This is a genomic window from Streptomyces sp. NPDC006487, assembly GCF_042870555.1.
GTDB lineage: Bacteria > Actinomycetota > Actinomycetes > Streptomycetales > Streptomycetaceae > Streptomyces.
The window spans coordinates 414,271-437,230 of record NZ_JBIAHN010000005.1 but is presented as its reverse complement, the minus strand read 5'-3'; the positions used below and the strand labels follow the sequence as shown (position 1 = coordinate 437,230).

Sequence of the window (22,960 nt, the reverse complement as noted above, 5' to 3'; positions counted from 1 at the left end):
CCGAGGCCGACCCGGTCCAGGAGCTTGACGGCGCGCGCCCGCGCGACCGACTTGCTCTCGCCCTTGACCATGACCGGGGCTTCCATGACGTTCTCCATGGCCGTCATGTGCGGGAAGAGGTTGAAGCGCTGGAACACCATGCCGATGTCCCGGCGCTGCGCCGCGACCTCGCTGTCCTTCAGCTCGTAGAGCCTTCCGGCCTTTTCCTTGTAGCCGACGAGCCGGCCGTCGACGGAGAGGCGTCCGGCGTCGATGCGCTCGAGGTGGTTGATGCAGCGCAGGAAGGTGGACTTGCCGGAGCCGGACGGGCCGACCAGGCAGAACACCTCGCGGGGGGCGACTTCGAGGTCGATGCCCCGCAGGATGTGGGCGGGGCCGTAGGACTTGTGGACGGCCTCGGCCTTGACCATCGGCTGGGCGTTCATCGGGCCACCTCCGGGCGGCGGAAGGAGACGAGGGCGGTACGGACCTTCTGCCAGGGGGTGGGCGGCAAGGCACGCAGCGAACCGCGTGCGTAGCGGCGCTCCAGGTAGTACTGGCCGACGCTGAAGACGGTGGTGAGAATCAGGTACCAGCCGGCGGCGAGGAACAGCATCTCCGCCGTGGCCCCCGAGGTCTGCGCGACGTTCTGCGCGGACCGCAGCAGCTCGTCGTACTGGACCGCAACCACCAGGGAGGTGGTCTTGAGCATGTTGACGACCTCGTTGCCCGTGGGTGGCACGATGACCCGCATCGCCTGGGGGACGACGATCCGGCGCAGGGTCTTGCCCCGGCTCATGCCGAGTGCGTGCGCGGCCTCGGTCTGGCCCTCGTCGACAGCTTGCAGGCCGGCGCGGCAGATCTCCGCCATGTACGCCGCCTCGTTGAGACCGAGGCCGAGCAGAGCGGCGAGGAAGGGGGTCATGAAGTCCGACCACTGGTCGCGGTAGACCGGACCAAGGTCGACGTACTGGAAGACGAGGCCGAGGTTGAACCAGACGAGCAGCTGCACGTAGACAGGCGTACCGCGGAAGAACCATATGTACCCCCAGGCCACGGAATTGGTCACGGGGTTGCTCGACAGGCGCATCACCGCCAGTACGAGGCCCAGGACCACGCCGAGGAGCATCGCCGCCACCGTCAGCAGCAGTGTGTTGCCGACGCCGCGCAGGATCAGGTCGTCGAAGAAGTACGCGGGGACCGTCCCCCAGTCCACCCTGCCCCGGGCGAAGGCATGGACGAGGAGCGCCAGCGCGCCCAGGACCAGCACGGCGGACACCCAGCGGCCGTAGTGCCGGATCGGGACGGCCTTGATGGTCCCGGCGGCTTTGATGCTGTCAACGGTCCCGGCCGGGGCCGCGTTCGTCGTGTCGATCGGTTCCGGCATCACGAACCGCCGTTGATGGTCGCCTTGGTGACCGCGCCGTCCTGGACACCCCAGGCGGCGACGATCTGCGCGTACCTGCCGTTCGTGATGATCGCGTCCAGGGCGGCGGCGAGGGCGTCACGTATCTGCGTCTGGGTCTTGGAGACCGCGATGCCGTACGGGGCCGCTCCGGTCTGCTCGCCGACGAGCTGGAAGTCCTTGCCTCCGCCGGAGGTCTTGACGGCGTAGGCGGCAACGGGGAAGTCCGAACAGCCCGCGTCCGCGCCACCGCTGCGCAGGCGGGTCTGGGCCTCGAGGTCGTTGTCATAGGGCTCGACGGTGATCGAGGTGCCTGCTGGACACTTGGCCGACTCCGCGGTGGCGAGGTCGTGAGCGACAGTGCCGCGCTGCACGACGACCTTCTTGCCACAGAGGGCGGGCCAGCCGGTGATGGCGGCGTCGCCCTTGCGCGCGTACAGGGAGACCCCGGCCGTGAAGTAGTCGACGAAGTCCACGCCTTCGCCGATCTTCTTCCCGGTGGCGGAGTCGGTGCCCTCCTGCCGGTCCTTGGTGTCGTTCATGGCGGACATCACGACGTCGAAGCGGTCCGCACGCAGGCCCGTCACCAGCGTGTCGAAGGTCCCGTTCTCGAAGCGCAGTTCCACGCCGAGCTGTTCACCCATGGCGCGCGCGATGTCGACGTCGAGACCGACGGTCTTGCCGGAGGCGTCCTTGAACTCGACGGGCGGGTAGGCGATGTCCGAGCCGACCCGGATGACGCCCGCCGACCGGATGTTCCCGGGCAGCCGGCCGTGGAGCGGGGCCTTGACCCCCGCGGCCGCCGACGGGCCTGCGGACCGATCGTCCTTGGTCTGGTCACCGCAGGCGGAGACGGTAGTGAGGGCGGTGAGCACGGTGAGCGCGGCGAGGGAACGCCGCAGGGTGGAAGTGCGCACGGTCATGGTGGCTGCTCCAGGTAATGAGTGCAGGGGGAAGGGGATGAGCGCCCACGGCTACGGCTGGGGGACCGGTCGGGGAGGAGGGGGTGGGGCAGGCGGTCAGGGCGCGACGACCCGCAGGCGGGCGACCGCGGGATCGTGGGCCCCGCGCACGTGGCCTCCCGGGGCGGCGGCGGTACGGCGCAGGAAGTCGACCGTCTCGGCGGTGATGACCTCGCCGGGCAGCACGTTGGGGATGCCGGGCGGGTACGCGGCCAGGGTGTCGGCGGACACCATGCCGACGGCCTCCTCGGCGGGGACCACCAGGGCAGGGCTGAGGAACGCCTCACGGGCCGTGAGCCGCGCGGGACCCGGCCGCGGGAGTGACAGCGGCGCCCGGACGGCGGCGTCGGCCCCGGCGCCGATGAGGGGGGACGGCAAGCAGTGCAGGGCCTCGGTGAACCGGTCCGAGTCGGGAGCCGACCCGGCGCCGATCACGGCGACGATCGCGGCGTCGGTGGCCACCTCGACCATGATCTGGTGGTCCCGGAAGAGCAGCCGCCTGGCCTCGTGCCCCGTGATGCCGCCGGCGCGCGTGTCGATGGCGATCCGCAGCGGATCGGCGCGGGTGATGTCAGGGAAGCGGTGGAAGCCGTCGCTGACCACGGCGAAGCGGCCCAGCGCGCGGATCACTCCCCGCACCTTGTCCGCCGCTTCCACCGAGCCGGTGATCCGATCGGCGCCGACGACCAGGGCCCGGCGGGCCAGGTCCAGGGAGGCTGTCAGCAGGGCGCTCGCGCTGGTCGACTGCACCAGCCGGAAGGCCCGGTCCACCAGGGGTTCGAGCCGGTCCGCGAACGGCCCCTCGCCCAGGTGCAGCATCGCGGACTGCGTCAGGCTCCCGGCGAGCTTGTGCGTACTGGAGGTCACCAGGTCGGCGCCGAGAGACAGCGCACCCGCGGGCAGCGCGGGGTGGATACCGAAGTGCGAACCCCAAGCCTCGTCGACGATGAGCGGCACTCCGGCGGTGTGCGCGGCGTCCGCGATGGCGCGGACGTCGGCCACCGCCCCGAAATAGCTGGGCGAGACGATGTACACGGCCGCCGCGTCGGGTGTGCGGTCGAGCGCCTCCGCCACGTCCTTGGCGGTCACGCCGTGCGCGATGCCCTGTACGGGATCGACGGAGGGCTGGACGAAGACGGCGTCCAGCCCGGACAGCACCAGCCCGTCGACGACGCTGGAGTGCACGCTGCGCTGCACGACGAGGGTGCGGCCCAGGGCAGGGGTGACCATCGAAGCGATCTGGTTGCCCTGCGAGGCGCCGTTGGTCAGGAACCAGGTGCGCCGTGCACCCCAGGCCCGGGCGGCCAGCGCCAGTGCCTCGTCAAGCGGGGTGTCCGGGCCGAGGTCGATACCGTCGAGCAGCGGGGGGAAGTCCAGGTCCGTCACCCGGGAGCCGAAGAAGCCCGCGAGGCCGGAGCTGGGGGCGGCCGCGTGACCGGGGACGTTCAGCCGCAGCCAGTCCCGTTCCGCGTGGGCCAGGAGGGCCTCGGCGTACGGGGCGCGGAGCTGGTCGGATGCGGGGGAGCGGCTGGGGGAAGGGGTGGTTCGCGTGTTCACCCGGCGAGCGTGACACCCGGTCGCCTATTGAGGAATGGTGGACTTTTCTTCATCCCTCCATACTCTGTATGGATGCTCGAAGTACGCCACCTCCAGGTGCTCCGCTCCATCGCACAAGAGGGCTCGCTCGCGGGCGCCGCCCGCGCCCTGCACTACAGCCAGCCCACGATCACCCACCACCTGAACGCCCTGGAAAGCCACCTCGACGCCCATCTCGTCCAACGCGGACCGCGCGGAGCCGCGCTGACGGAGCTCGGGGAGGCCCTGCTGCCGCACGCCGTGGCCGTCCTCGAGCGCCTGCGCCAGGCAGAGCTGGAGGTGCGCGACCTCGCCGAGCGGGGAACCCGTACCCTCCACATCGGCACCTTCCCCACCGCCGGCGCCCTGCTGCTGGCTCCCGCCGTCAAACGCCTCCACCAGCAGGGCGTCCACATCTCCCTCACGGAAGGCGAACTCCCTTCCCTCTTCCTGGGGTTGCGTGCGCGGGAACTCCAGGCCGCCCTCGTCTTCTCCCAGCCCGGAGACCGACTCGACCTGGACGAGGACTTCGAGCTCCATCCCCTGCTGGCCGACCCGCTGCTCCTGGTCATGCCGGAGGACCACCCGTGCGCGGCCCTGGACCGGGTACCCCTCGCAGAACTGCGTGACACCGCCTGGGTGGGCGCCGCCGACCCGCACGACCCCTGTGACCGGGTGCTGGCCTGGGCCTGCGCCCAAGAGGGCTTCGAACCGGTCCACGCCATGCGCACCGATGACTACGCCGTAGTCCAAGGCCTGGTGGCCGCAGGCACGGGAGTGGCCCTGGTCCCGCGGCTCGCGCTGGGAGCCGTCCTTCCCGACCTGGCCGTACGTCCCCTGGCCGGCCCCACCCTCGCCCGTGAGATCAGCGTCGTCGTCCTCCGCTCGACTGCCGCCCAGAGCGCCCAGGAACTGGTCTCGGCACTCCAGGAGCAGGCCGCACTGATCGTGGACCGCTGGGCTGGTGCAGCCGGTCAGCCGGCGAAGAGCACCGACGTCACGGTAGGCGGGCCGCGCGTGGCCGTGCCGTGAGCGACGTCCTCGTCGTCTTCGCGTTCCGCGGCGAGTACGGCCCGGCCCGCGTGGACGGTCGAGGTCTGCGTCAGCCGACCCGAGGACCGACCGCCAGCGTCAGTTCCAGGACCCGCTGTGGCGATGCGAGATCCGGAAACAGCTCCCGCAGCTGCGACATCCGGTACCGGACCGTCTGGGGATGGACGAACAACGCCGCCGCCACCTCGTCCCGCCTGCCCTGGTGCAGCAGCCACGCCCGCAACGTCTCCTCCAGCCGCCGTGCGGTCGCGGCGGGCAAGGTCCGCAGTGGTGCGAGGGCCCGGGCGCGCAGGTCCGCGAACGCGTCCGCGTCAGCGCTCAGCACCAGCTCGGGCAGGTGGTCCTCGGTGTCGCGGATGTCGCAGGAGAGGGAGCGCGCGCGTACGGCTCGTGCGTACGAGGCGGACGCACGAGTCCATGGCCGGGCCGGGCCGACCACGGCGGTGCGGTCGGTCAGCAGCCGCAAGAGATGTGATCGGTCGGCATTGGGGACGAGCAGCACACCGGTGACGTCCGGCAGATCGTCGAGGACGAGGGTGCTCGGGTCGAGCGCCCGGTAGGCGGGCCAGGCCTGGGCGGCGGGCAGCAGGACCGCGGTCAGCGAAACCGGAGGCTGCCACCCGGCCCGTTGAACAGAGGCGAGCAGCACGTCCGTGCTGGCGCCGGCGAGGAGATCGCGGGCCAGGTGTTCCAGGTGGCGCTCGTGAGCCCTGCCCCGGGCGGCCAGTTCGTCGGCGTGGCCGGCGGCGCTCGCGGCGGAGAGCTCGTCGATGTAGGCGAAGGTCAGCTCGGCGAACTTGGCGACCTCGGCGGCGGGCAGACCTGCGGGTACGGCACCCGCTGCCAGGCATCGCCAGGCCACGCGGGCGCCGACGCGGTAGGCGCTGAGCAGGGCGTCCATCGAACGGCCGTCGCGGACCTCGCCGCGGCCCAGCTCATAAGCCGCGTCATCGCCGTCGCCACCCGTGGCGTTTCCGCTCGCGAGGTCCAGGTAGTGCCCCAGGGCGGTGCGGACGGCTCGGCGGATGGTGCCGCCCATGCGGCCCGAAAGGGCGTTGGCGTAGGACGGGACCTCGTCGATGATCGCCTGGACGACCTCGTCGGCGGTGTTCTTCAGCGCGGCCCGCAGCGCGGTGACCGTCGTCTCGTCCAGGGCCAGCTCGCTGGCCCTCCGGATTGCATGACTCATGTTTTGTTCCCTGCGAACAATTCGGCCGACCAGATTTACGTCCTGTGGTCAGGACTTTACGCCTTGAGGCAGAGCAAGCTGGGGCCATGACGAGTGCAGCCCTTCGCAGCCGGGCGTGGAAACTGCTGGAGATGGTCACGACGCCGCTGCTGCCGTCGGACTACCTCGACCTGGTCAGCCCGCTGCGTGCGGGTGCCGACCTGCGTGGGCGCATCGAGGCCGTGCACCCCGAGACGGGGGACGCGGCGACCATCGTGATCAGGCCGGGACGGGGCTGGCGCGGCCACACGGCAGGCCAGTACGTGCGGATCGGGGTCGACGTCGACGGGGTGCGCCTGTGGCGTGCCTACTCCATCACCTCCCCGACGAACCGCCGGGACGGCCGTGTCACGGTCACCGTAAAGGCGATCCCGGACGGCAAGGTCAGCAACCACCTGGTCCGCAGGGCGAAACCGGGCACGCTGATCCAGCTCGACCAGGCGACCGGCGACTTCGTGCTGCCGCAGGCCAAGCCCGCCAAGGTGCTGTACCTGACGGCCGGCAGCGGCATCACGCCCGTGATGGGCATGCTCCGCGACATCGAGTTCGACGACGTCGTCATGGTCCACTGCGCGCCCCAGCCGCAAGACGTGATCTTCCGCAGGGAACTGCACGACCTGGTCGCGGACAAGAAGCTGCGGCTCACCGAGGTGCACACCGATACGGACGGCATGCTCGACATCACCCGGCTCGACGAACTCGTGCCCGACTGGGCCGAGCGCGAGACCTGGGCCTGCGGCCCCGCGGGCCTGCTCGACGCCGCCGAAGCCCACTGGACCGAGCACGGCGTGGAAGAGCGGCTGCACACCGAACGCTTCCGCCCCACCATCGTCGTCGCCGGCGACGGCGGCGAGGTCACGTTCAGCGCCACCGGCAAGACCGTCGACGCGGACGGCGCCACGCCGCTGCTGGACGTCGGCGAGGAGGCCGGCGTGCTCATGCCCTCCGGTTGCCGCATGGGCATCTGCTTCGGGTGCGTCACGCCGCTCAAGTCGGGCGCCGTCCGCGACCTGCGCACCGGCGAGATCACCGAGGGCGAGCCGGGCGTCCTCATCCAGACTTGCGTGTCCGCCGCGGCGGGCCCCTGCGACATCGAACGGTAGGAGCACCTTGACCGCCATCGACCCCACCGCCCACCTGACCTCGGAGCAGATCGAGGAGCTCGGCCGCGAGCTGGACGCGATCCGCGACGAGGTGATCGCCGGCCGCGGCGAGAAGGACGCCGCCTACATCCGCAAGGTCATCTCGGTGCAGCGCAAGCTCGAGCTGGTCAGCAGGGGCGTGCTGCTGTTCTCGATCTTCCCGCCCGCGTGGCTGATCGGCACCGCCGGTCTGTCCGTCGCGAAGATCATGGACAACATGGAGATCGGCCACAACATCCTGCACGGGCAGTGGGACTGGATGCGGGACCCGAAGATCCACTCCACCACCTGGGAGTGGGATCACGTCTCGCCGTCCGAGCAGTGGAAGCACTCGCACAACGAGCTGCACCACACCTACACCAACGTGATCGGCAAGGACAACGACCTCGGCTACGGCATCATGCGCGTCGACGAGGACCAGAGGTGGCACCCGTTCCACCTCGGCCAGCCGCTGTGGAACTTCCTCAACGCCTGCTTCTTCGAGTACGGCATCGCGGCGTACGACCTGGAACTCGGCAAGAACCTGAGCAAGCGCCGCCGCAGGAACCCGGAGTTCCGCGCGCGGGCCAAGGCCGTGGGCCGCAAGATCCGCAAGCAGGTGCTCAAGGACTACGTGATCCACCCGCTGCTGTCCGGCCCGTCGTTCCTCCCGACGCTCGCCGCCACGTTCACCGCGAACCTGGTCCGCAACATCTGGACCCACTCGGTGATCATGTGCGGGCACTTCCCCGAGGGCGTGCAGGTCTTCGAGCGCCGGTCGATCAAGGGCGAGACGCGCGGCCAGTGGTACCTCCGCCAGATGATGGGCTCGGCGAACATCAGCGGCAGCAAGGCCATGCACTTCATGACCGGCAACCTGTCGCACCAGATCGAGCACCACTTGTTCCCGGACCTGCCGAGCAACCGGTACGCCGAGGTCGCGGTGAAGGTGCGTGCGCTGTTCGAAAAGTACGAGCTGGAGTACGTCACCGGGCCGCTGCCCAAGCAGGTGTTCTCCGCGTGGCACAAGGTCTTCCGGCTCTCGCTGCCGAACAAGAAGCCCAAGGTCAAGACGCCGGACCGCGAGCAGGAGCTCGTCGCGGCCTGATTCCCGGTACTGGTTCGGAGATCGTGCGGCGGGAAATGCGCCGGACGCGGTCTGGAGCGATCGGCGACCGGGCGGATACGATGCGGTCCTCGCGAAGGGGGCCGCATTGTTCACCCCGGACCAGCTCGGCTTGGACGACCTTGCCACATACGCCAAGACCGAACGTCGCTATGCGCGTTCCGCTTCGCAGTGCCGAGCGGGCGGAGATTCCGCCGGCGAAGGGAAGTCGCTGCTGGCCGTGGCCTGGGCGGTCGAGAAACAGGGTCGTGGGCCCGAGGCGCTCGAGTGCGCGCAGAAGGCGCGATTACTCCTCCGCGACACCGGTGACCTTGACTCCTACGGCGAGTGTTGCCACTCGATGGGCGTGTGGCGGTTTCACCACTTCGATGAAGATCCGCCGCTAGAGGACTTCCGCCGGGCGATCGAGGTCTGGATGGCGATTCCGAACCTGATGAAAGCCGCCCGTTCGTGGCACAATCTCGGGTTCATCCAACTCGTCGCTGGTTTCCCGGTCGACGCCGCCGCTTCGTATGAGAACGCGGCCGACCTCCTGCACCGGGTGCGGGGGAGTTCCGAGGAACACGGAGCCTTTCGCCAACTCGGCTTCGTGTACTCGCACCAGTCGTACGCCGCCGCGCGGTGCGGACGGGTTCCCGAAGCGCTCCGGACGACGTCGAAATACTTCGAGCACGTCGAGCAGACGGGCTCGCACAGGGAACCGGTGTACGCGTACCTCGCCCCCGGAATCGCATTCGCGGCAGCGGCGGAAGGGGCAGAGGTCCCCCTGGAAGAAGTGAGGACGCTCGAGGCGCTGACGGGCATCAGACCCGATGCGGAGACCTGGTTGCGAGTGGCCTTGCGCAAAGCCGGCCATGCCATGACGTCACACGTCGAAACAGGCACCGGGCGACACGCGTACCTCGGCGCCCATCTGCTCGCCCTCGTGGAACTGGCCCGCTGGTGCGACGCCACGGACAGGCGGGACGAGGCGGATCAACTCGTCACACGCTCGCTGGAATTGGCCCGGGCGCGCGGGTGGTCGGGCGAAGTCTCACGCATCCACCGCCGCAGAGAAGGATAGTCGTGTCCACCACCACGTTCACCGTCACGGGTTGCACGATCGTGGACCCGGCCTCCGGGCAGGCCATCCCCGGCGCGTTGTCCGTGAGCGACGGACTGATCGTCGCAACGCCCGACACGGTGCGGGCCACTGTCGACGGAAGCGGCCTGTTCGCCATTCCGGGCCTGATCGACATGCATGTCCATGCGACGAGCGATCCTCACGGACGGACCGCGTCGAAATGGTCGGAGATCACCACGACCACCATGACCCTTTCCGCCGTCGACAACCTCGCGACCGCGCTCGCCAACGGCATCACGACGGTCCGGGACCTCGGCGCTCCGCGGGACGTCGGGTACGCCGTTCGCGCGGCCTGGTCGAGGGAACTGTTCGTCGGCGCGCGCCCCTTCACGTCCGGACCGGTCATCACGGCCATGGGCGGGCACGGCCATTGGATGGGGGTCGAGTCCGAAGGGCCGGCCGCCATCGGCGCCCTGGTCCGCCGAAACGTGGCCAACGGCTCGGACGTGATCAAGCTGATGATGCGCAGCGCGGCGCACCGAGTGGAACTGCGTCCGGAAGAGCTCGGGAACGCGGTCGCGGAGGCGCACTGGCTGGATGTTCCCGTGGCCGTGCACGCCAACTTCTCGGAACGGTCGATCGACGCGGCCGTAGAGGCCGGCTGCGACACCCTGGAACACGGTTTCGCGATTTCCGACAGCACCGCGGACGTCATGTCGAAGCAGGGCACGGCTCTTTGCCCCACGACGACGGCGCTCCGGTCGGTCGTCGAGCATCCGCAGAGGTGGGTCCGACCGGGAGGGAAAGAACTGGTGGAACGGGCGGTACGGCAGTTCCCCGAGGCCCGCCGCAGTTTCGAGCGTGCCTTGGCGGCCGACGTCACTCTCATCGCCGGCACCGATGCCGGCGCCGCAGGTGTGGCATTCGACGCGCTGCCCCGTGAGCTGAGGACGATGGTCGAATGGGGTGCCACCCCTCGGCAGGCACTCGCGGCAGCCACCAGCGCGGCCGCCGGGGCTCTCCGGCACCCCGAACTGGGAACGCTACGGCCCGGCACTCCGGCCGACATCGTCCTGCTGAGGTCCGACCCGCTCACTGACGTCTCCGCCTGCGCCGAGGTGGAGGCAGTGATCCAGCGCGGTCGCGTGGTTCGGCTCGACTCCCCATGGCGTGCACAGGGGCTTGAGCCGCACCCGGCCCCGGGCACGGTGCTCACGCCGAGGTCGTGATGAGACGCTGGACCACGGCCCCGGGGTGGAGCATCGTCCTCGACGACAGCGGGCTCGTGCTGTCGCGCCAAACGTTCGAAGCGGTGATCGGCGTGCCCCGGGACACGGCGAGGGAGGTGCTCGCACACATCAACGGGGACACGGACTCCCTGTCTCCCGTCGGCCGCATGGTGTTGACCAACCTCGATCAGCATGGCGTCCTCGTCGCCGAGCTCGTCCACCACGAGCAGGTGATGGCTCGGCACGAGCCGGGCGCCCGCGGTGTCCGCCGCGGACCCGAAAGCGGTTGGGCGCATCCGGTGCGCCCCCGGCCGGCAACACATCTCCGGCTCGGCCGCGACGGGCCCGAGCTGAGCGGCAGCGCTTCCGGTGACCGGATCGTTCTCGCCTCGGTCCGGGCCGTCGAATTCGCCGCCCGCCTGATCGCGCAGGTCGACCTCGGCGACGGCGGCGAGGTCGGCGAGGTGGAGAACGAACTGCTCGGCTTGATGAGCCGTGCTCGGCTCCTGGTCACCGCGGAACCGGCCGATGTCACCGCCGCGTGGGAGTTCCACGACTCGGTCTTTCACACGGCGACACGGTTGGATACCAGCTTCGGGGACTACGGTGCCAAGAGGGAGCCCAGACTGTTCGGTCCCGATGCCGCCGTGCCCCGGCCCGCGTTGGAGCACCGCCTGCCGCTCCACCACGACGTGCACGCTTCGAAGGGCCTGACCTTGCGCGACGCGGTCTCGGCCCGGTCGACGGTGCGCGACCACGGCGGCGCTCCGATCGGGCGAGCCGAACTGAGCGCCCTCCTCGACTCGTCGCTCCGGATCCGCAAGCTGGAACGCACGGCCACGAGCCAGCGGGCATGGCGTTCCATCCCGAACGGCGGGGCGCTCTCCGGACTCTCGGCGGTCGTCCTCGCCGGCAATGTCAGCGACCTCGCCCGGGGCGCGTATGAGTACGATGCCCTGGATCACGACCTCGCCCCGGCCCTCGGACCAGCCCCGGCGATGGACCGATGGTTCGGACTGGCCGAGCGGTTGACCGGAATCTCCGGCGACACGATCCAGGCGATGATCCTCTTCACCCTGGACTACGACCGCCCCGCCCATTCCTACGACTCGATCGTGTATGCGACCGCGCTCAAGGAAGTCGGCGCGACCCTCGAAGCCATGGCATTGGTGAGCGTCGATCGGGGGCTCTCGTTCTGCCCGATGGGCGGTGGGTTCGGTACCACCACCGGACTGGGGAACGGCATCCGCTCGGCCGCCGTGGTGGGCGAGGCGGTGATCGGCAGGCCGCGCGGCGAGTCGTGAGGCGCATACCCGGAGAGCGCTGGGCGGTTGATGCGCAGCCTCAGAGGAACGGGTGTCAGAGGAACGGGTGTCAGACGAACGGGTGCGGGACGACCGTGCCGGCGGACGTCCGCTCCATGAACGCGTTCACCACGGTCTGGAAGCGCGGTGCCACGAGGAAGGGAAATTCGTTGATCTGGAGGTGGAGAAAACTCGGCACGACCGCACGGGCCACCACCACTCCGGAGGCCCATGGCGGAGTGATGTCCGCGTAGCCCCAGTCGTACCCGTGGTCATCGAGGAAGCCTCCCACGCGCGCGACCGGCGACCCGTGCCGAGCGTCCGCTCCGCCGGACACCTCGATCTCTTCGGCGGTGAAGTAGTCGTCAATGTGCGGCAGGCCGTGGCGGGCCCACCACACAGTCCGCTGGTTGACCGACGTGGGGACCGGATCCGCCGGCGTGCCGCGCCGCATCAGCCGCCAGCCGAGGTGGAAGACGTGAACGGCTTCGAGCGCGGCCGCCCGCACCGCGTCCTCGACGCAAAGACCCGCACCGGACCCGAATCCGGCTTGAGGCAGGTCTCCCCGGACACCGGAGATCGCCGCGATGGCCACGCGAATTCCCGGCACACCCGAGTCGATGAGGCCGACGCGCAAACGCGCGTCGGTGCCCAAGAGCGAGACGATGTCGCCCGCACCGTACCGTGCCGCATCCACGAGGGAGGCCGGGGTGCCTGCGTACACGGCCGAGGCGACGGCATGGCGCTCGACCACCTCGAGCAACGCCCGCCCCAGCGCCGTCTCTGCGTCGTCGGCGCAGGCGGTGCCGATCGACGTCATGGGCTTGGGCCGCAGCGAGTCGGCGTCGCCGATCCGTCGGCGCGCGACGTCGTACGGCACCAGCCGCTCGCCACGGGGCGAGCGCATCGGGGTCCAGGTGGTTTCGGTGTCCTCGTCCCAGCCGAAGACCGCGAGCCGGGGGCTTTCGGCCAGCTGCCGCGGGCTGAACGTCACTCGGTCGTCAAGCCTGATGGCTGCAGGACCGAGGCCGGCCGCTCGGCCGCGCACCTGCTCGAGGGGGGTCTCGTACAGCGCGGACCGCTCGACCGCTTCACCCAGTGCCCGTACCCCGGCCGAGCGCGGGTCGACGTCCCAGGCCACCCCGAGCACGTCGTCATCGGCTATGACCACCGAGCCGTACAACCCATGGAACGGGCTGCGGAAGCGCTGGTAATCCCAGGCTTCCCGGTGGGCACTCTCGAGCAGGCTCATGCTTGTCCCGCTACGGTCCGGCCGGGCTTCCGCGGCCCAAAGGTGATGGTGTAGACGGGTGCTTGCCCAGGCGGTAGGCCGAGCACGTCGCACAGCACCTTGTCGTTGGTCGCCGGGGTGATCAAACAGCCTGCACCGCGCGCTTCGCTCGCGAGTATCAACCACTGCGCGATCCGCCCGACCTCGACGTACAGTTCGCGCAGAGCCCGCTCGTACGGAAACCGCTGTTGTCGTTCCTGGAAGTCCGCGACCAGAACCACGGTGGCGCCGGCTGTTTCCGCCGCCTGCATCCCGCACATCAGGTCGGACATGACCCGGCGCAGCTCCGCCGCGCGGACCAGGGTCGCCACCTTGTTCTTCAGGCAGAGGCTCCATACGCCCGGCGTCAGACCGTCGACGCCGTACACGACGGCCGTGAACCGGAGTCCGACCCGAAATCCGCCCGTGTCGACGGAGTCGTCCAGCAAGGCCGCGAAGTCGTGAAGGATGCCCGCGAAGGCCGATTGGCCGAGCCCCTTCGGGTCGTACGAACGTGCCGTACGGCGGTGAACGAGCACCTCCCCGACGGTGCGCCCGGAAACAGGAGCGCGACCGGCCGGTTCCCCCCACCGCCAGTCCGCGGCCGTGGTGTCGGCCACCGGTTCCTCTACGAGTTCCCCCACGGGTTCCTCGCGGACGGCCCCGACCCGGCCCTCTTCCGACCAGTCGAAGTATTCGAGGCTGGGCCGCCAGCCTCCGGCCACCCAGTCGGCACGGACGGGATCCGACAGGTGGGGTTCGCCGGGGGCCATGCTCCCGACGGCGGCCGACCCGCCGATGATCTGTTCGGCCAGGGCCGCCGGGTTCACCGTCTCGGTCAGGCGCGATTGCGAGTCTTCCAAGCGAGCTGAGCCGGATTCGGGACGGATCACCAGCATCGGGGACCACTGCTTGGTCAATTCGGCCTCTCAAGGCTCGTCAACAGGGTGGCCGACATGGGGCACTCGACGTACGGGTCCACCCCGAGGTGCGCCGCGACCTCCGGACCGTTCAGGTGCTGGACCTGGCGCACCCGCCAGCCGTTGGCACGCCCGAGGAACTCGCACGTGGTCATCAAGTGCCCGACGTCCATGTGTACGGTGCGGAACGTCCGCGGTTCGCGGTACCGATAGCGGTTGCGTGCGAAGAACGAGCTGTAGAGAACGAGCGCCCAGGGACCGGTCGTCGCAGCCAGGCCCAAGAGGCCCAGCCAGTCCGCAGGCGGCGTCCACACGCTGTCGACCGAGTCGAGCACGCCGTCGACCGACGCCACCTGGTACACACCGTCGAGCACATCGGGCAACCCGCTGGTGAGGAGGGTCAACTCGGTCGGGTGCCGGCTTCCGCCGGACGGACTGGTCTTTCGAAGCAGTGGCGCGGCCCGGGCGTACGGCATGTCATCGGCCCGGATCGGCCGCGCGAGCAGGGACAGCAGGTCCAGGACGGCATCGCGGTTCAACTTCCGCCCGGGGGACGCCCCTGCGACGACGGTGCCGAAACGGGCCTCGTTCAACTCGGCAGCCGGGTCGGGCAGAGGATGGCTGACGGCCGCATCGACGATTCTCCCTCGGGCCCGGTCGGTGTCGGGTTGCCGCTGGTTGTACGCGACCATCCGGCGGAAGTCTTCCGCACTGCTCCCATCCGATGCGTAGAACTCGAAGGGGTACCCGAAAGTCCGGGCGTGGTAGCGGGCAGCCGCCCGCCATCCGTTCGCATTCCACTGGTCGAGCCAGTCTGCGGTTTCCGCCGCCTCGCTGTCGGAGCAATCGACGAGGTATCCCTCGAATATGAGCCAATCGATGATTTTCTCGGCGGAACCCTTTGACGATGTCCAAGTCGAAATAGTGGACGTCAACTCGGTCCGGCCCGTTTTTGTGAATGCGCTGACCAGAGCGGCTGCCGCGACCGCCGAGACCCGGTGCCCGTGCAATCGATCTTCGCGGCTCAGCAGCCAGCTCCCCGGACCTGTCGGTTCGAGGCGCACGAGTGGATGCGCCACCAACCGGCACGCTGCAACTGGCGCAGCAGCGTCGACTGTTGAGGAAGGGTGGGAGGTCAGAGCGTTACTCCGTCGGTGCAGCCGCCTTGGATCAGAGCGGTCGAGAACAGATCGACCTCTTCGAAGAGCGCGTCGATGCCCCCGGAAGTCTCCGCGGATTCGGCGTGGAGACCGGGTTCATTCGCGGATTTCGGCGCCTGGACAATCTCGATCTTCATTTCTTTCATGAAGACAGTCTCAGCAGGTTTCGGCAGCCTGTCAATGAGGGGCATGATGCCGGTGAATGAAATGATCAATATGCAGCCAAGGCGGCGTTGCCGCGAGTTGATGCAGATACCGGGGGTCGGGAAGGAAGAAAGCCCTGGTGACGGGTTGTCAATCAAGAGCAACTGGCGCTCCGGTCCGACGGCGGACCTCGCTCGGACCCCGTCTGCGCAGAGGCCCCGCCCACCCCGCGCCGGCGGGGATGAGCGGGTCGGCCGAGCGGGGTGCTTCAGCCGGTCTGGGCGAACTCGTTCGCGAGGCGGGGGACGTAGTCGGCGAGGGCCGGGGCCCAGCAGGCGTAGGAGTGGTCGCCCTTGCAGGCGGGTGACAGGGCGGAGCCGTTGCCGTAGTTGACGAAGCGGTTCGGGATGCCCAGCTGGTTCAGGCGGTTCGCGACGTTGGTGGAGGCGACCGCCGTCTTGGCGTCGATCGGACCCTGGTTGCCGGTATAGAGGGTGACCCCGGTGTCGGCGAGCTTGCCCAGGTTGGCGAGGGAGGCGGGATTGACCTCGTTCCAGATCCGGTCGTTGAAGATCGCGTACGGCGAGCCGAAGATCGCGTCGCTGTCCACCATCGGCCCGTAGCCGGTGCAGTTGCCGGTACCCGAAGTGGTGGAGGCGCACCAGGCGCCGGTCAGGTTGAGCTCCGTGGCCAGCACCGCGGCACGGACCTCCCACAGGCCGAAGTCGATGCCCCCGGACAAGGAGGCGACGCGCCCGAACAGGTCGGGGCGGGCCTGGGCGTAGTGCAGGGCCCCGAAGCCGCCCATGGACAGGCCGACGACCGCACGGTGGCCGCGGTCGGGCAGGGTCCGCAGGTTGGCGTCGATGAAGGGGACCACCTGCTGGAGGTGGAAGGTCTCCCAGTTGGCGGCGCCCTCGGCGGTGTTCTGCATGTGCCAGTTCGCGTACCAGCCCTTCAGGCCGCCGTCCGGGACGACCGTGATCATCCGGTCGTCCCGCAGGGCCGGGGCCGCGGCGGCGTCGTTCACTGTGCCGCCACCGCCGTGCAGGAAGTACGCCACCGGCCAGCGCCTGCCCGGCTCGGCGTAGTAGCCGCTCGGCAGGAAGACGCGTACCTTGTGCCGGCCGGAGAGCTGCGGCGTGGTGACGGTGAGGGTGAAGTCGGTCCCGGAGCGCACCTCGGTCGTCCCGGCGACCTGGATCAGACCCTGCCCGTCGGTGAAGGCCGGGATCGTGGGGGCGTCGGCGACGCCGGCGGCGTGGGCGGTGGAGCCGGTGAGGGCGGTCGCCGCGACCGCCGCCACGGCGGCGGCGGTCAACGCGGTGGCCCGTATCGCGGCGCGGAGGCCGGCAGCGCCGGTGAGCAGGGATCGCACGGTGGTTCTCCCTTCTGTGAGGCTGTTCTTGTGGCGGAGTAGCGGCAGGGGCAGGGGCAGGGGCACGGGCTGGTGCAGGGTCAGGACGACGTCTCGCACAGGGCGCTGGTCAGGGTCTTGTACATCTGCGCGCCCGGGATGTTCGTGGCGAGGTGCGCGTTGGTCATGACGGAGGCGTGCCGCCCGTCCTCGGTCACGAGCGTCTGTGAGTAGTAGCCGGGGACGGCTCCATCGTGTCCCCAGGCCGTGCCGCCGCAGGGCAGGGCGAACTTCAGCATCCCGAGGCCGTAGCCGTTCCCCGAGCCGGGCTGCCCGAGCTCGAAGGTCTTCTCCATCTCGGCGAGGTTCGCGGGCGAGAGCGCCGTGCCGTCGACGATGGCCTGGTAGAAGGCGGTCATGTCCCGCAGCGTGGAGATGACGGCGCCCGAGGCGTAGAAGGTGGACGGTTCGAACGCCGTCCCGTCCAGCCAGAAGAAGAACGAGCCGATCCGGGTGCCCCGGTAGCCGTGGATCGCCGGGCCCGGCACGGCGCGGTCCGTTGGGGCGGGGAAGCGGGTGTGGGCCAGGCCGAGCGGCTGGATCACCTGCTGGGTGACGGCCTGGTGCACGGGCAGCCCGGTGATCTTCTCGATCAGCATGCCGAGGATCTCGTAGTTGGTGTTCGAGTACTGGAAGGCGGCGCCCGGCTGGGAGGCCGGGGCGAAGCGCAGTCCGTCCTTCACCAGGGCCGCGAGCGTGTACGAGCCGTCCGGGCGGGCCTGCGCGAGCGGGAGGCCGTTGACCGGTATGCCGCTGGTGTGCTGGAGGAGGTGCCGGATGGTGATCCGGTTCCCGTCGTAGCCGTTGACGGAGACCACACCGGGCAGGTGCTGCTCGATGGGGTCGTCGAGGCCGATCCCGTTCGCCTCCGTGAGCTTCAGTACCGCGATGGCGGTGAAGGTCTTCGACTGGCTCCCGACGCGGTAGTACTCGTCCGGGCCGATCGGATCGTTGGTGTTGATGGTGGCCGTGCCGGTGGAGAGGTTCCACGAGGCGTCTCGGGTCCCCGCGTAGACGCCCGCCCCGGGACCGCCGCCCGCCTTCAGCTCGTTCAGGGCCGCGAGCGTGGCGGAGTGGTCCGCGGTCGACCGGGCCGGGGTCTGTGCCTGTGCCTGTCCCTGTGCCTGCGTCTGTGCCTGTGCCTGTGCGGCCGTGGGCACTGCCATGAGTGCACCGGTCACACCGAGGACGAGCGAGAACCGCAACGCGGTCAGCTTCAACTTCATCGAACCTGCTCCTCGTGGAGGGAAACGTCTGCCGGAATCGCGGGAGGGGGGGAGTGGCTTCGCCGTGCGTCGCCATCGGGCTCAGGACCAGCTCTGGTACGGAAGGTCGTTGCACGTCCAGGTACGCAGGCCCTGGGAGCTGTCGTCGATGCAGCGCGAGGTGTGCTGGTTCTGGAAGCGGACGGTGTTGTCGCCCCAGGCCTTGACCCACCAGCTCTGCTCCGGGCTGGAGTTGCAGGCCGCGGTGTGGAAGCCGCTGTTGGTGTTCTCGATGCAGCGGCCGGTGTTGATGTTCATCAACTGGCGCGTCCCGTCACCCCAGACGCGCACGCTCCACCGCTGCGGATTCGAGCCGTTGCAGCTCCAGGCGCGGAAGCCGTTGTCGGTGTCGTCCAGGCACAGGCCCGTGGCCTGGTTCTGGAAGGACTGGACGGCGTCGTACGTCCTCGCCTGGCCGGCAGGGCCGACAGGGCCGGAGGCGGCGGCCAGGGCTCCGGTCGCCGGAGTGAGGGAGGCGAGGGCGAGGGCCCCGCCGAGCAGAAGCGTTGTCCTGACGCGCATGTGATCCGTGGTCTCCTTCGTGTCCGTGGGCTGAACTGGCTGGGCCACAAGCTAGGAGCCGAGGGAGGGGGCTGGGCACCCGGAACCCTCCGGAGTGACAGCGGGGCCGGAACTCCATGCGATGCCCCGGCCCCGGCGGCCACCCCTGTCAGTTGATCGCGGGGCCGGAACCGTTGAGCCACGCCCACTGGGCCCAGTCGGAGAAGCCGGTCTGCCAGGTGTGGTAGACGCCCGCATGGCTGGTCCCGAAGACCTCGATACGGCCGTCGGCGTTGGTGGCGGCGGTGATGTCCGTGCCACCGGTGCCGATGGTGACCCAGTCGCCGAAGGGGGCGTTGATCCCGGTCTGCCAGGCGTGGACGGCGATCTCATTGCTGAGGGCGAAGACCTCCACCCTGCCGTCGGCGGTGCGCTCGCTGGTGAGCTTCGAGTTGGCCGGGCCGCCGGTTCGTACCCAGCCCGACCAGGAGGTCGGGCTTTCCTGGTACCGGTGGAAAATGGCCTCCGGTCCGGAGGCGAACACCTCAAGACGCCCGTCGGCATTGTGGTCCACCGTCAGATCGTGGCCACCTCCTCCGAAGTGTTCCCATGCGGACCAACCGCCGTTGGCGGCGAGTTGGTACTGGTGCTCGAAGACCGCGCCGTTGAGAGCGAACACCTCGAGGCGCCCGTCGGGGGACTTCTCCATTTCCAGGCGGGCGTCGACGGGGCCGCCACCGGTGAACTCCCAGCCGGACCAGCCGGCGTTCGGCGCGGTCTGGTACCTGTGGTACACCCCCTTCGGGCCGGAAGCGAAGACCTCGATACGGCCGTCGGCATTCGTTCCGGCGGCGATGTACCGACCACCCGTGCCGAAACCCTGCCAGCCGGACCAGTCCCCGGACGGGCCGGTCTGATACACGTGCTGGGCCGTATCGCCGTTGATCGCCAGCAGCTCCAGCCGACCGTCGGCGTTGGGCACGATCGTCATCTGCGCGTTCCGCGGACCGCCGAGCGGCCGCCAGGCCGACCAGCCGCCGTTCACCTCGGTCTGCCAGGCGTGGTACACCCCGTCGGCTCCGGCCGCGAAGGTCTCCAGCCGGCCGTCGGCCGACCGTGCCGACACCACACGGCCCGTCTCGGCCGGGCTGACGGCGTGGTGGGAAGGAGCCTCGGCAACCCTCTTGTAGCGGTACGGGCGTGCGGTGAACAGGCCGCCACTCGTGGTGTAGTTGATCGGCCGCTCATATCTGACGGACCCCGCCCCGCCCATCTCCTCCATGGTGAAGAAGCGCGTGTGCTCGCGGTTGGCCCAGCCGGCGAACAGCACGACATGTCCCGCGTCGCCGCCGGTTCCCGGCCCGAGAGTGCCGACGGCGTCACCGGGCTTCAGATCTTCCCAGGCGATCAGGTCCAGGAACTCGGGCAGGGCGACCGTATTGGGGGACGAGGACAAGTGCAGTGCCATGGAGACGAAGCCCGAGCAGTCGGTGCGGTAGTGCTTGCCTTCCAGGTCCGGGTGCGAGTCGGCTTGGTTGTAGTAGACGTTCAGATCCACCCAGTGCTGGGCGCGGAGCAGGATCTCGTCGCGGGTGATCGGGCCGCCCACGTCCGACTGGACGGACTGGACGGACTCGGCCGAGCGGAGACCGATGCCGCTTCCGGCGGCACTCGCCCCGGAACCCGTCGCGAGGACGTTTGCGCCGGCGAGGGATAGGGCGACCGAAAGTCCACCGGCGGTTCTGAGAAGCGCTCTGCGGGAGGGGTGGTGTGCGCTCACAACGGGCTCCTGGTCGGTAGCGGTACGAGGCACTTACGGGAGAGGGGGACCCGCCGCGGGTCGCGCCGGGTCACCGTGCGATCGCGCCGAAAGCTACCGAGGGGGACACGGCCCGGGGATCCGGAGAATTACGGATGGTCGCCCGCGGACCCGCCCGCTAAGGCAGCCAGCGGGTCGGGGACGTGGATTCTCACCTCCGCGAGCACCCGGTCGAGCTGCGGGCTTCACGTCGTCACACGGCCTAGAGGACGCGAGCCGGTTCTGTCAGTCCGTAAGGTTCCGGATACTCCTCCCGGGCGGGGATCGCTAGCTTCCAAACCGCCGGTGCCGCTGGGGCGGCAGCCGGGTCACCAGCCAGCTCGCCCACAGGAGGTCACCTTGACCACGCAGGACCCCACCCGCAGGAGCATCCTCAAGTCCGCAGGCGGGCTCACCGCCGCGGTGGCCCTGGGAGCCGGCGGCGTTCTCGCGTCGGCGTCGGCGGCCTCGGCGGCCGGCGACGACCTGCGCGTCACGGAACGCAACGAGCAGGATCACCGGATGTGGTACTACCGGTTCCAGACCTCCGCCATCGGCGGCTGGACCCCGGCCGTCAACGTCCTGCTCCCCGACGGCTACCACACCAGCGGGCGCCGCTACCCCGTCCTCTACCTCCTCCACGGTGGCCTGGAGGACTTCATCACCTTCGACCGGTTCCACGACATCCGGGGTCTGACCGCCTGGAAGGACCTCATCGTCGTGATGCCCGACGGCGGGCGCGCCGGCTGGTACTCCAACGCCGTGAGCTCCAACATCGGCGCCCGGAACTGGGAGCACTTCCACATCGGGCAGCTGATCCCGTGGATCGACGCGAACTTCCGCACCTACGCGGAGTACGACGGCCGCGCCGTCTCCGGGTTCTCCATGGGCGGCTTCGGCGCCCTGAAGTACGCGGCCAAGTACTACGGCCACTTCGCCTCGGTCAGCGCCCACTCCGGCCCTGCCAACCTGCGCGGGGGCAACGGTGACCTGGTGACCCACTGGGCCAACGCCTCTTCCGCGGCCGTGGAACTGAACGGCGGCAGCATCTACGGCGTGCCCTTCTGGGACCAGGCCCGGGTCAGCGCGGACAACCCGTGCGAGCGCATCGAGAGCTACCGGCACAAGCGGGTCTTCCTCGTCGCCGGCACCAGCCCCGAGGACATCCAGGGTTACGCCAACGAGACACTGGTGCTCGCCACCCAGCGGGAGTTCAAGTGGAACCTCGACCGCGCGGGCATCCCCTACGAGCAGCACGAGGTGGGCGGCGGCCACTACGTCCGCCGGGATCTGCTGCGGGACGACATCAACGGCGTCATCGACCGCCTGCGCAAGGCGTGACGGGGGAACCTCGCGAGATGTCCGTCCTTTCCCGGCGCAAGTCCGGGCAACTGCCCGGGCGGGTGCTCGGGCTTCTTCTCGCGCTGACCGTGATCCTCGCACCGGGGCTCGCCGTCGCCTCCCCCGCCGGGGCGCAGACCGCTTCCTCCCCGGTCCCGGCCGGGGCCGCCGGTTTCGCCGCCGCCTGCCCGGCCGCCGGTGACATCACCCAGTACTACAGCTGGGAGCACAACGGCATCGACATCGCCAACGACCGCGGCACCCCGATCTACGCGGTCGGCGACGGCGAGGTGACCATCTCGGGATACGAACCCGGCTACGGGCAGTGGATCCGCATCCTGCACCCCGACGGAACCATCACCGAGTACGGCCACATGTACCAGCGGGATGTCCAGGAGGGCGACCGTGTGAGCGCCGGGCAGCAGATCGCGCTGATGGGCAGCGAAGGCCAGTCCAGCGGGCCTCATCTCCACCTTCGGGTCTGGGGGAACGCGGGCGCGTCCGTGCGTGTCGACCCGATTCCCTACCTGGCGGAACGTGGCATCGACATGCCCTGCATACCCGGCAGTCATCCTGGTCCCGCGCCGTTGGTGTATCCGGCGGAGTCGGGTCGTGTGGTGTCGGCGCGGTCGGTGGACGGGCGTCTTGAGGTGTTCGCTGCGGGGGCGGATGGTGTGCATCATGCCTGGCAGGAGAGCGTCAACGGTGCTTGGTCTGCGTGGGAGTTCATCGCTGGGCCCAAGGGTGCGGAGCTGGCGATCGGGCCGAATGCGGACGGGCGTCTCGAGGTGTTCGCGATCAACGGGCAGGTTCTTCAGCACCGTTACCAGAACCAGCCGTCCGGTGGTTGGTCGGGCTGGGAGAACTTCGGCGGCGGTGGTCGTGACGTCGCTGTGGGTTCGAATGGTGATGGGCGTCTTGAGGTTTTCGCTTCGGGTCCGGAGAACGTGTTCCACCGGTTCCAGACGGCTGCCAGCGGTGGTTGGTCGGGTTGGGAGGGGACTGGTGTGGGTCCGGGGATGAGCCGTATCGAGATGGCGAAGGCGTCGGACGGCCGGCTTGAGGTGTTCGCTCTCAATGGTGAGGTTTTCCGGCATCT

Annotated in this window: 21 protein-coding genes; 8 read left to right on the top strand and 13 right to left on the bottom strand. The window is 69.5% G+C overall.

Annotated features, from left to right (window positions below; translation table 11 throughout):
* From ACFYM0_RS11275 to ACFYM0_RS11260, 4 genes are all read right to left on the bottom strand, one after another.
* On the bottom strand, positions 1-425 hold a 425-nt coding region (locus ACFYM0_RS11275; RefSeq protein ID WP_388499327.1), incomplete at its 3' end, for an ATP-binding cassette domain-containing protein.
* On the bottom strand, positions 422-1,366 hold the full coding sequence (locus tag ACFYM0_RS11270; RefSeq protein ID WP_388499324.1) for an amino acid ABC transporter permease: 945 nt from the start codon (positions 1,364-1,366) through the stop codon (positions 422-424). The genes ACFYM0_RS11270 and ACFYM0_RS11275, both read right to left, overlap by 4 nt.
* On the bottom strand, positions 1,366-2,307 hold the full coding sequence (locus ACFYM0_RS11265; RefSeq protein WP_388499322.1) for an ABC transporter substrate-binding protein: 942 nt from the start codon (positions 2,305-2,307) through the stop codon (positions 1,366-1,368). The genes ACFYM0_RS11270 and ACFYM0_RS11265 overlap by 1 nt, the downstream gene beginning before the upstream one ends.
* A 96-nt stretch (positions 2,308-2,403) precedes the next feature.
* Positions 2,404-3,903, bottom strand: coding sequence for an aminotransferase class I/II-fold pyridoxal phosphate-dependent enzyme (locus tag ACFYM0_RS11260; RefSeq protein ID WP_388499319.1), 1,500 nt, complete (start codon positions 3,901-3,903; stop codon positions 2,404-2,406).
* A gap of 72 nt (positions 3,904-3,975) precedes the next feature.
* Between ACFYM0_RS11260 and ACFYM0_RS11255 the strand changes: the two genes are divergently transcribed.
* On the top strand, positions 3,976-4,953 hold the full coding sequence (locus ACFYM0_RS11255) for a LysR family transcriptional regulator (protein WP_388499316.1): 978 nt from the start codon (positions 3,976-3,978) through the stop codon (positions 4,951-4,953).
* A gap of 70 nt (positions 4,954-5,023) precedes the next feature.
* Here ACFYM0_RS11255 and ACFYM0_RS11250 read toward each other — a convergent pair whose 3' ends face one another.
* Positions 5,024-6,163 (bottom strand): PucR family transcriptional regulator, encoded by a 1,140-nt coding sequence (locus tag ACFYM0_RS11250; protein ID WP_388499313.1) that lies wholly within the window; start codon positions 6,161-6,163, stop codon positions 5,024-5,026.
* Between the two features lie 86 nt (positions 6,164-6,249).
* On the opposite strand from ACFYM0_RS11250, the gene ACFYM0_RS11245 reads away from it, so the two are divergent.
* From ACFYM0_RS11245 to ACFYM0_RS11225, 5 genes are all read left to right on the top strand, one after another.
* Entirely contained in the window at positions 6,250-7,305 is a 1,056-nt protein-coding gene (locus tag ACFYM0_RS11245; RefSeq protein WP_388499311.1) for a ferredoxin reductase, read from the top strand.
* Positions 7,306-7,312: 7 nt separating this feature from the next.
* The gene (locus tag ACFYM0_RS11240) at positions 7,313-8,431 is read left to right on the top strand and encodes a fatty acid desaturase family protein (RefSeq protein WP_388499308.1); all 1,119 of its coding nucleotides are present in this window, start codon (positions 7,313-7,315) and stop codon (positions 8,429-8,431) included.
* A 106-nt stretch (positions 8,432-8,537) separates the two neighbouring features.
* Positions 8,538-9,512, top strand: a complete 975-nt coding sequence (locus ACFYM0_RS11235; RefSeq protein ID WP_388499305.1) for a hypothetical protein — start codon at positions 8,538-8,540, stop codon at positions 9,510-9,512.
* Positions 9,513-9,514: 2 nt separating this feature from the next.
* Positions 9,515-10,741 (top strand): amidohydrolase family protein, encoded by a 1,227-nt coding sequence (locus ACFYM0_RS11230; protein WP_388499302.1) that lies wholly within the window; start codon positions 9,515-9,517, stop codon positions 10,739-10,741.
* Positions 10,742-10,908: 167 nt separating this feature from the next.
* Positions 10,909-12,045, top strand: a complete 1,137-nt coding sequence (locus tag ACFYM0_RS11225) for a hypothetical protein (RefSeq protein WP_388499300.1) — start codon at positions 10,909-10,911, stop codon at positions 12,043-12,045.
* A 70-nt stretch (positions 12,046-12,115) separates the two neighbouring features.
* Here ACFYM0_RS11225 and ACFYM0_RS11220 read toward each other — a convergent pair whose 3' ends face one another.
* The 8 genes from ACFYM0_RS11220 to ACFYM0_RS11185 all read right to left on the bottom strand — a co-directional run bounded on the left by ACFYM0_RS11220 (position 12,116) and on the right by ACFYM0_RS11185 (position 20,502).
* Entirely contained in the window at positions 12,116-13,297 is a 1,182-nt protein-coding gene (locus tag ACFYM0_RS11220; protein ID WP_388499299.1) for a YcaO-like family protein, read from the bottom strand.
* Positions 13,294-14,235, bottom strand: a complete 942-nt coding sequence (locus ACFYM0_RS11215; protein WP_388499296.1) for a nitroreductase family protein — start codon at positions 14,233-14,235, stop codon at positions 13,294-13,296. Before ACFYM0_RS11215 ends, ACFYM0_RS11220 begins: the two co-directional genes overlap by 4 nt.
* Entirely contained in the window at positions 14,232-15,299 is a 1,068-nt protein-coding gene (locus tag ACFYM0_RS11210; RefSeq protein ID WP_388499294.1) for a hypothetical protein, read from the bottom strand. Before ACFYM0_RS11210 ends, ACFYM0_RS11215 begins: the two co-directional genes overlap by 4 nt.
* 71 nt (positions 15,300-15,370) lie before the next feature.
* A complete protein-coding gene (locus tag ACFYM0_RS11205) occupies positions 15,371-15,703 on the bottom strand; it encodes a hypothetical protein (protein WP_388499291.1) in 333 nt (110 codons plus the stop codon).
* 104 nt (positions 15,704-15,807) lie between these two features.
* A complete protein-coding gene (locus ACFYM0_RS11200) occupies positions 15,808-16,917 on the bottom strand; it encodes an alpha/beta hydrolase (RefSeq protein WP_388499289.1) in 1,110 nt (369 codons plus the stop codon).
* A gap of 80 nt (positions 16,918-16,997) precedes the next feature.
* Positions 16,998-18,182: a serine hydrolase domain-containing protein gene (locus ACFYM0_RS11195; protein ID WP_388499287.1), complete on the bottom strand. Its 1,185-nt coding sequence runs from the start codon at positions 18,180-18,182 to the stop codon at positions 16,998-17,000.
* Between the two features lie 81 nt (positions 18,183-18,263).
* Positions 18,264-18,743 carry an RICIN domain-containing protein gene (locus ACFYM0_RS11190; RefSeq protein WP_388499284.1) on the bottom strand — a complete coding sequence of 160 codons (480 nt, stop codon included), beginning with the start codon at positions 18,741-18,743 and terminating at the stop codon, positions 18,264-18,266.
* 148 nt (positions 18,744-18,891) lie between these two features.
* Positions 18,892-20,502 carry a hypothetical protein gene (locus ACFYM0_RS11185; protein WP_388499281.1) on the bottom strand — a complete coding sequence of 537 codons (1,611 nt, stop codon included), beginning with the start codon at positions 20,500-20,502 and terminating at the stop codon, positions 18,892-18,894.
* Positions 20,503-20,880: 378 nt separating this feature from the next.
* On the opposite strand from ACFYM0_RS11185, the gene ACFYM0_RS11180 reads away from it, so the two are divergent.
* Both ACFYM0_RS11180 and ACFYM0_RS11175 read left to right on the top strand, forming a co-directional pair.
* Positions 20,881-21,861 (top strand): alpha/beta hydrolase-fold protein, encoded by a 981-nt coding sequence (locus ACFYM0_RS11180; protein ID WP_388499279.1) that lies wholly within the window; start codon positions 20,881-20,883, stop codon positions 21,859-21,861.
* Between the two features lie 17 nt (positions 21,862-21,878).
* Positions 21,879-22,960: peptidoglycan DD-metalloendopeptidase family protein (locus ACFYM0_RS11175; RefSeq protein ID WP_388499276.1), on the top strand; the 1,082-nt coding region annotated here is incomplete at its 3' end.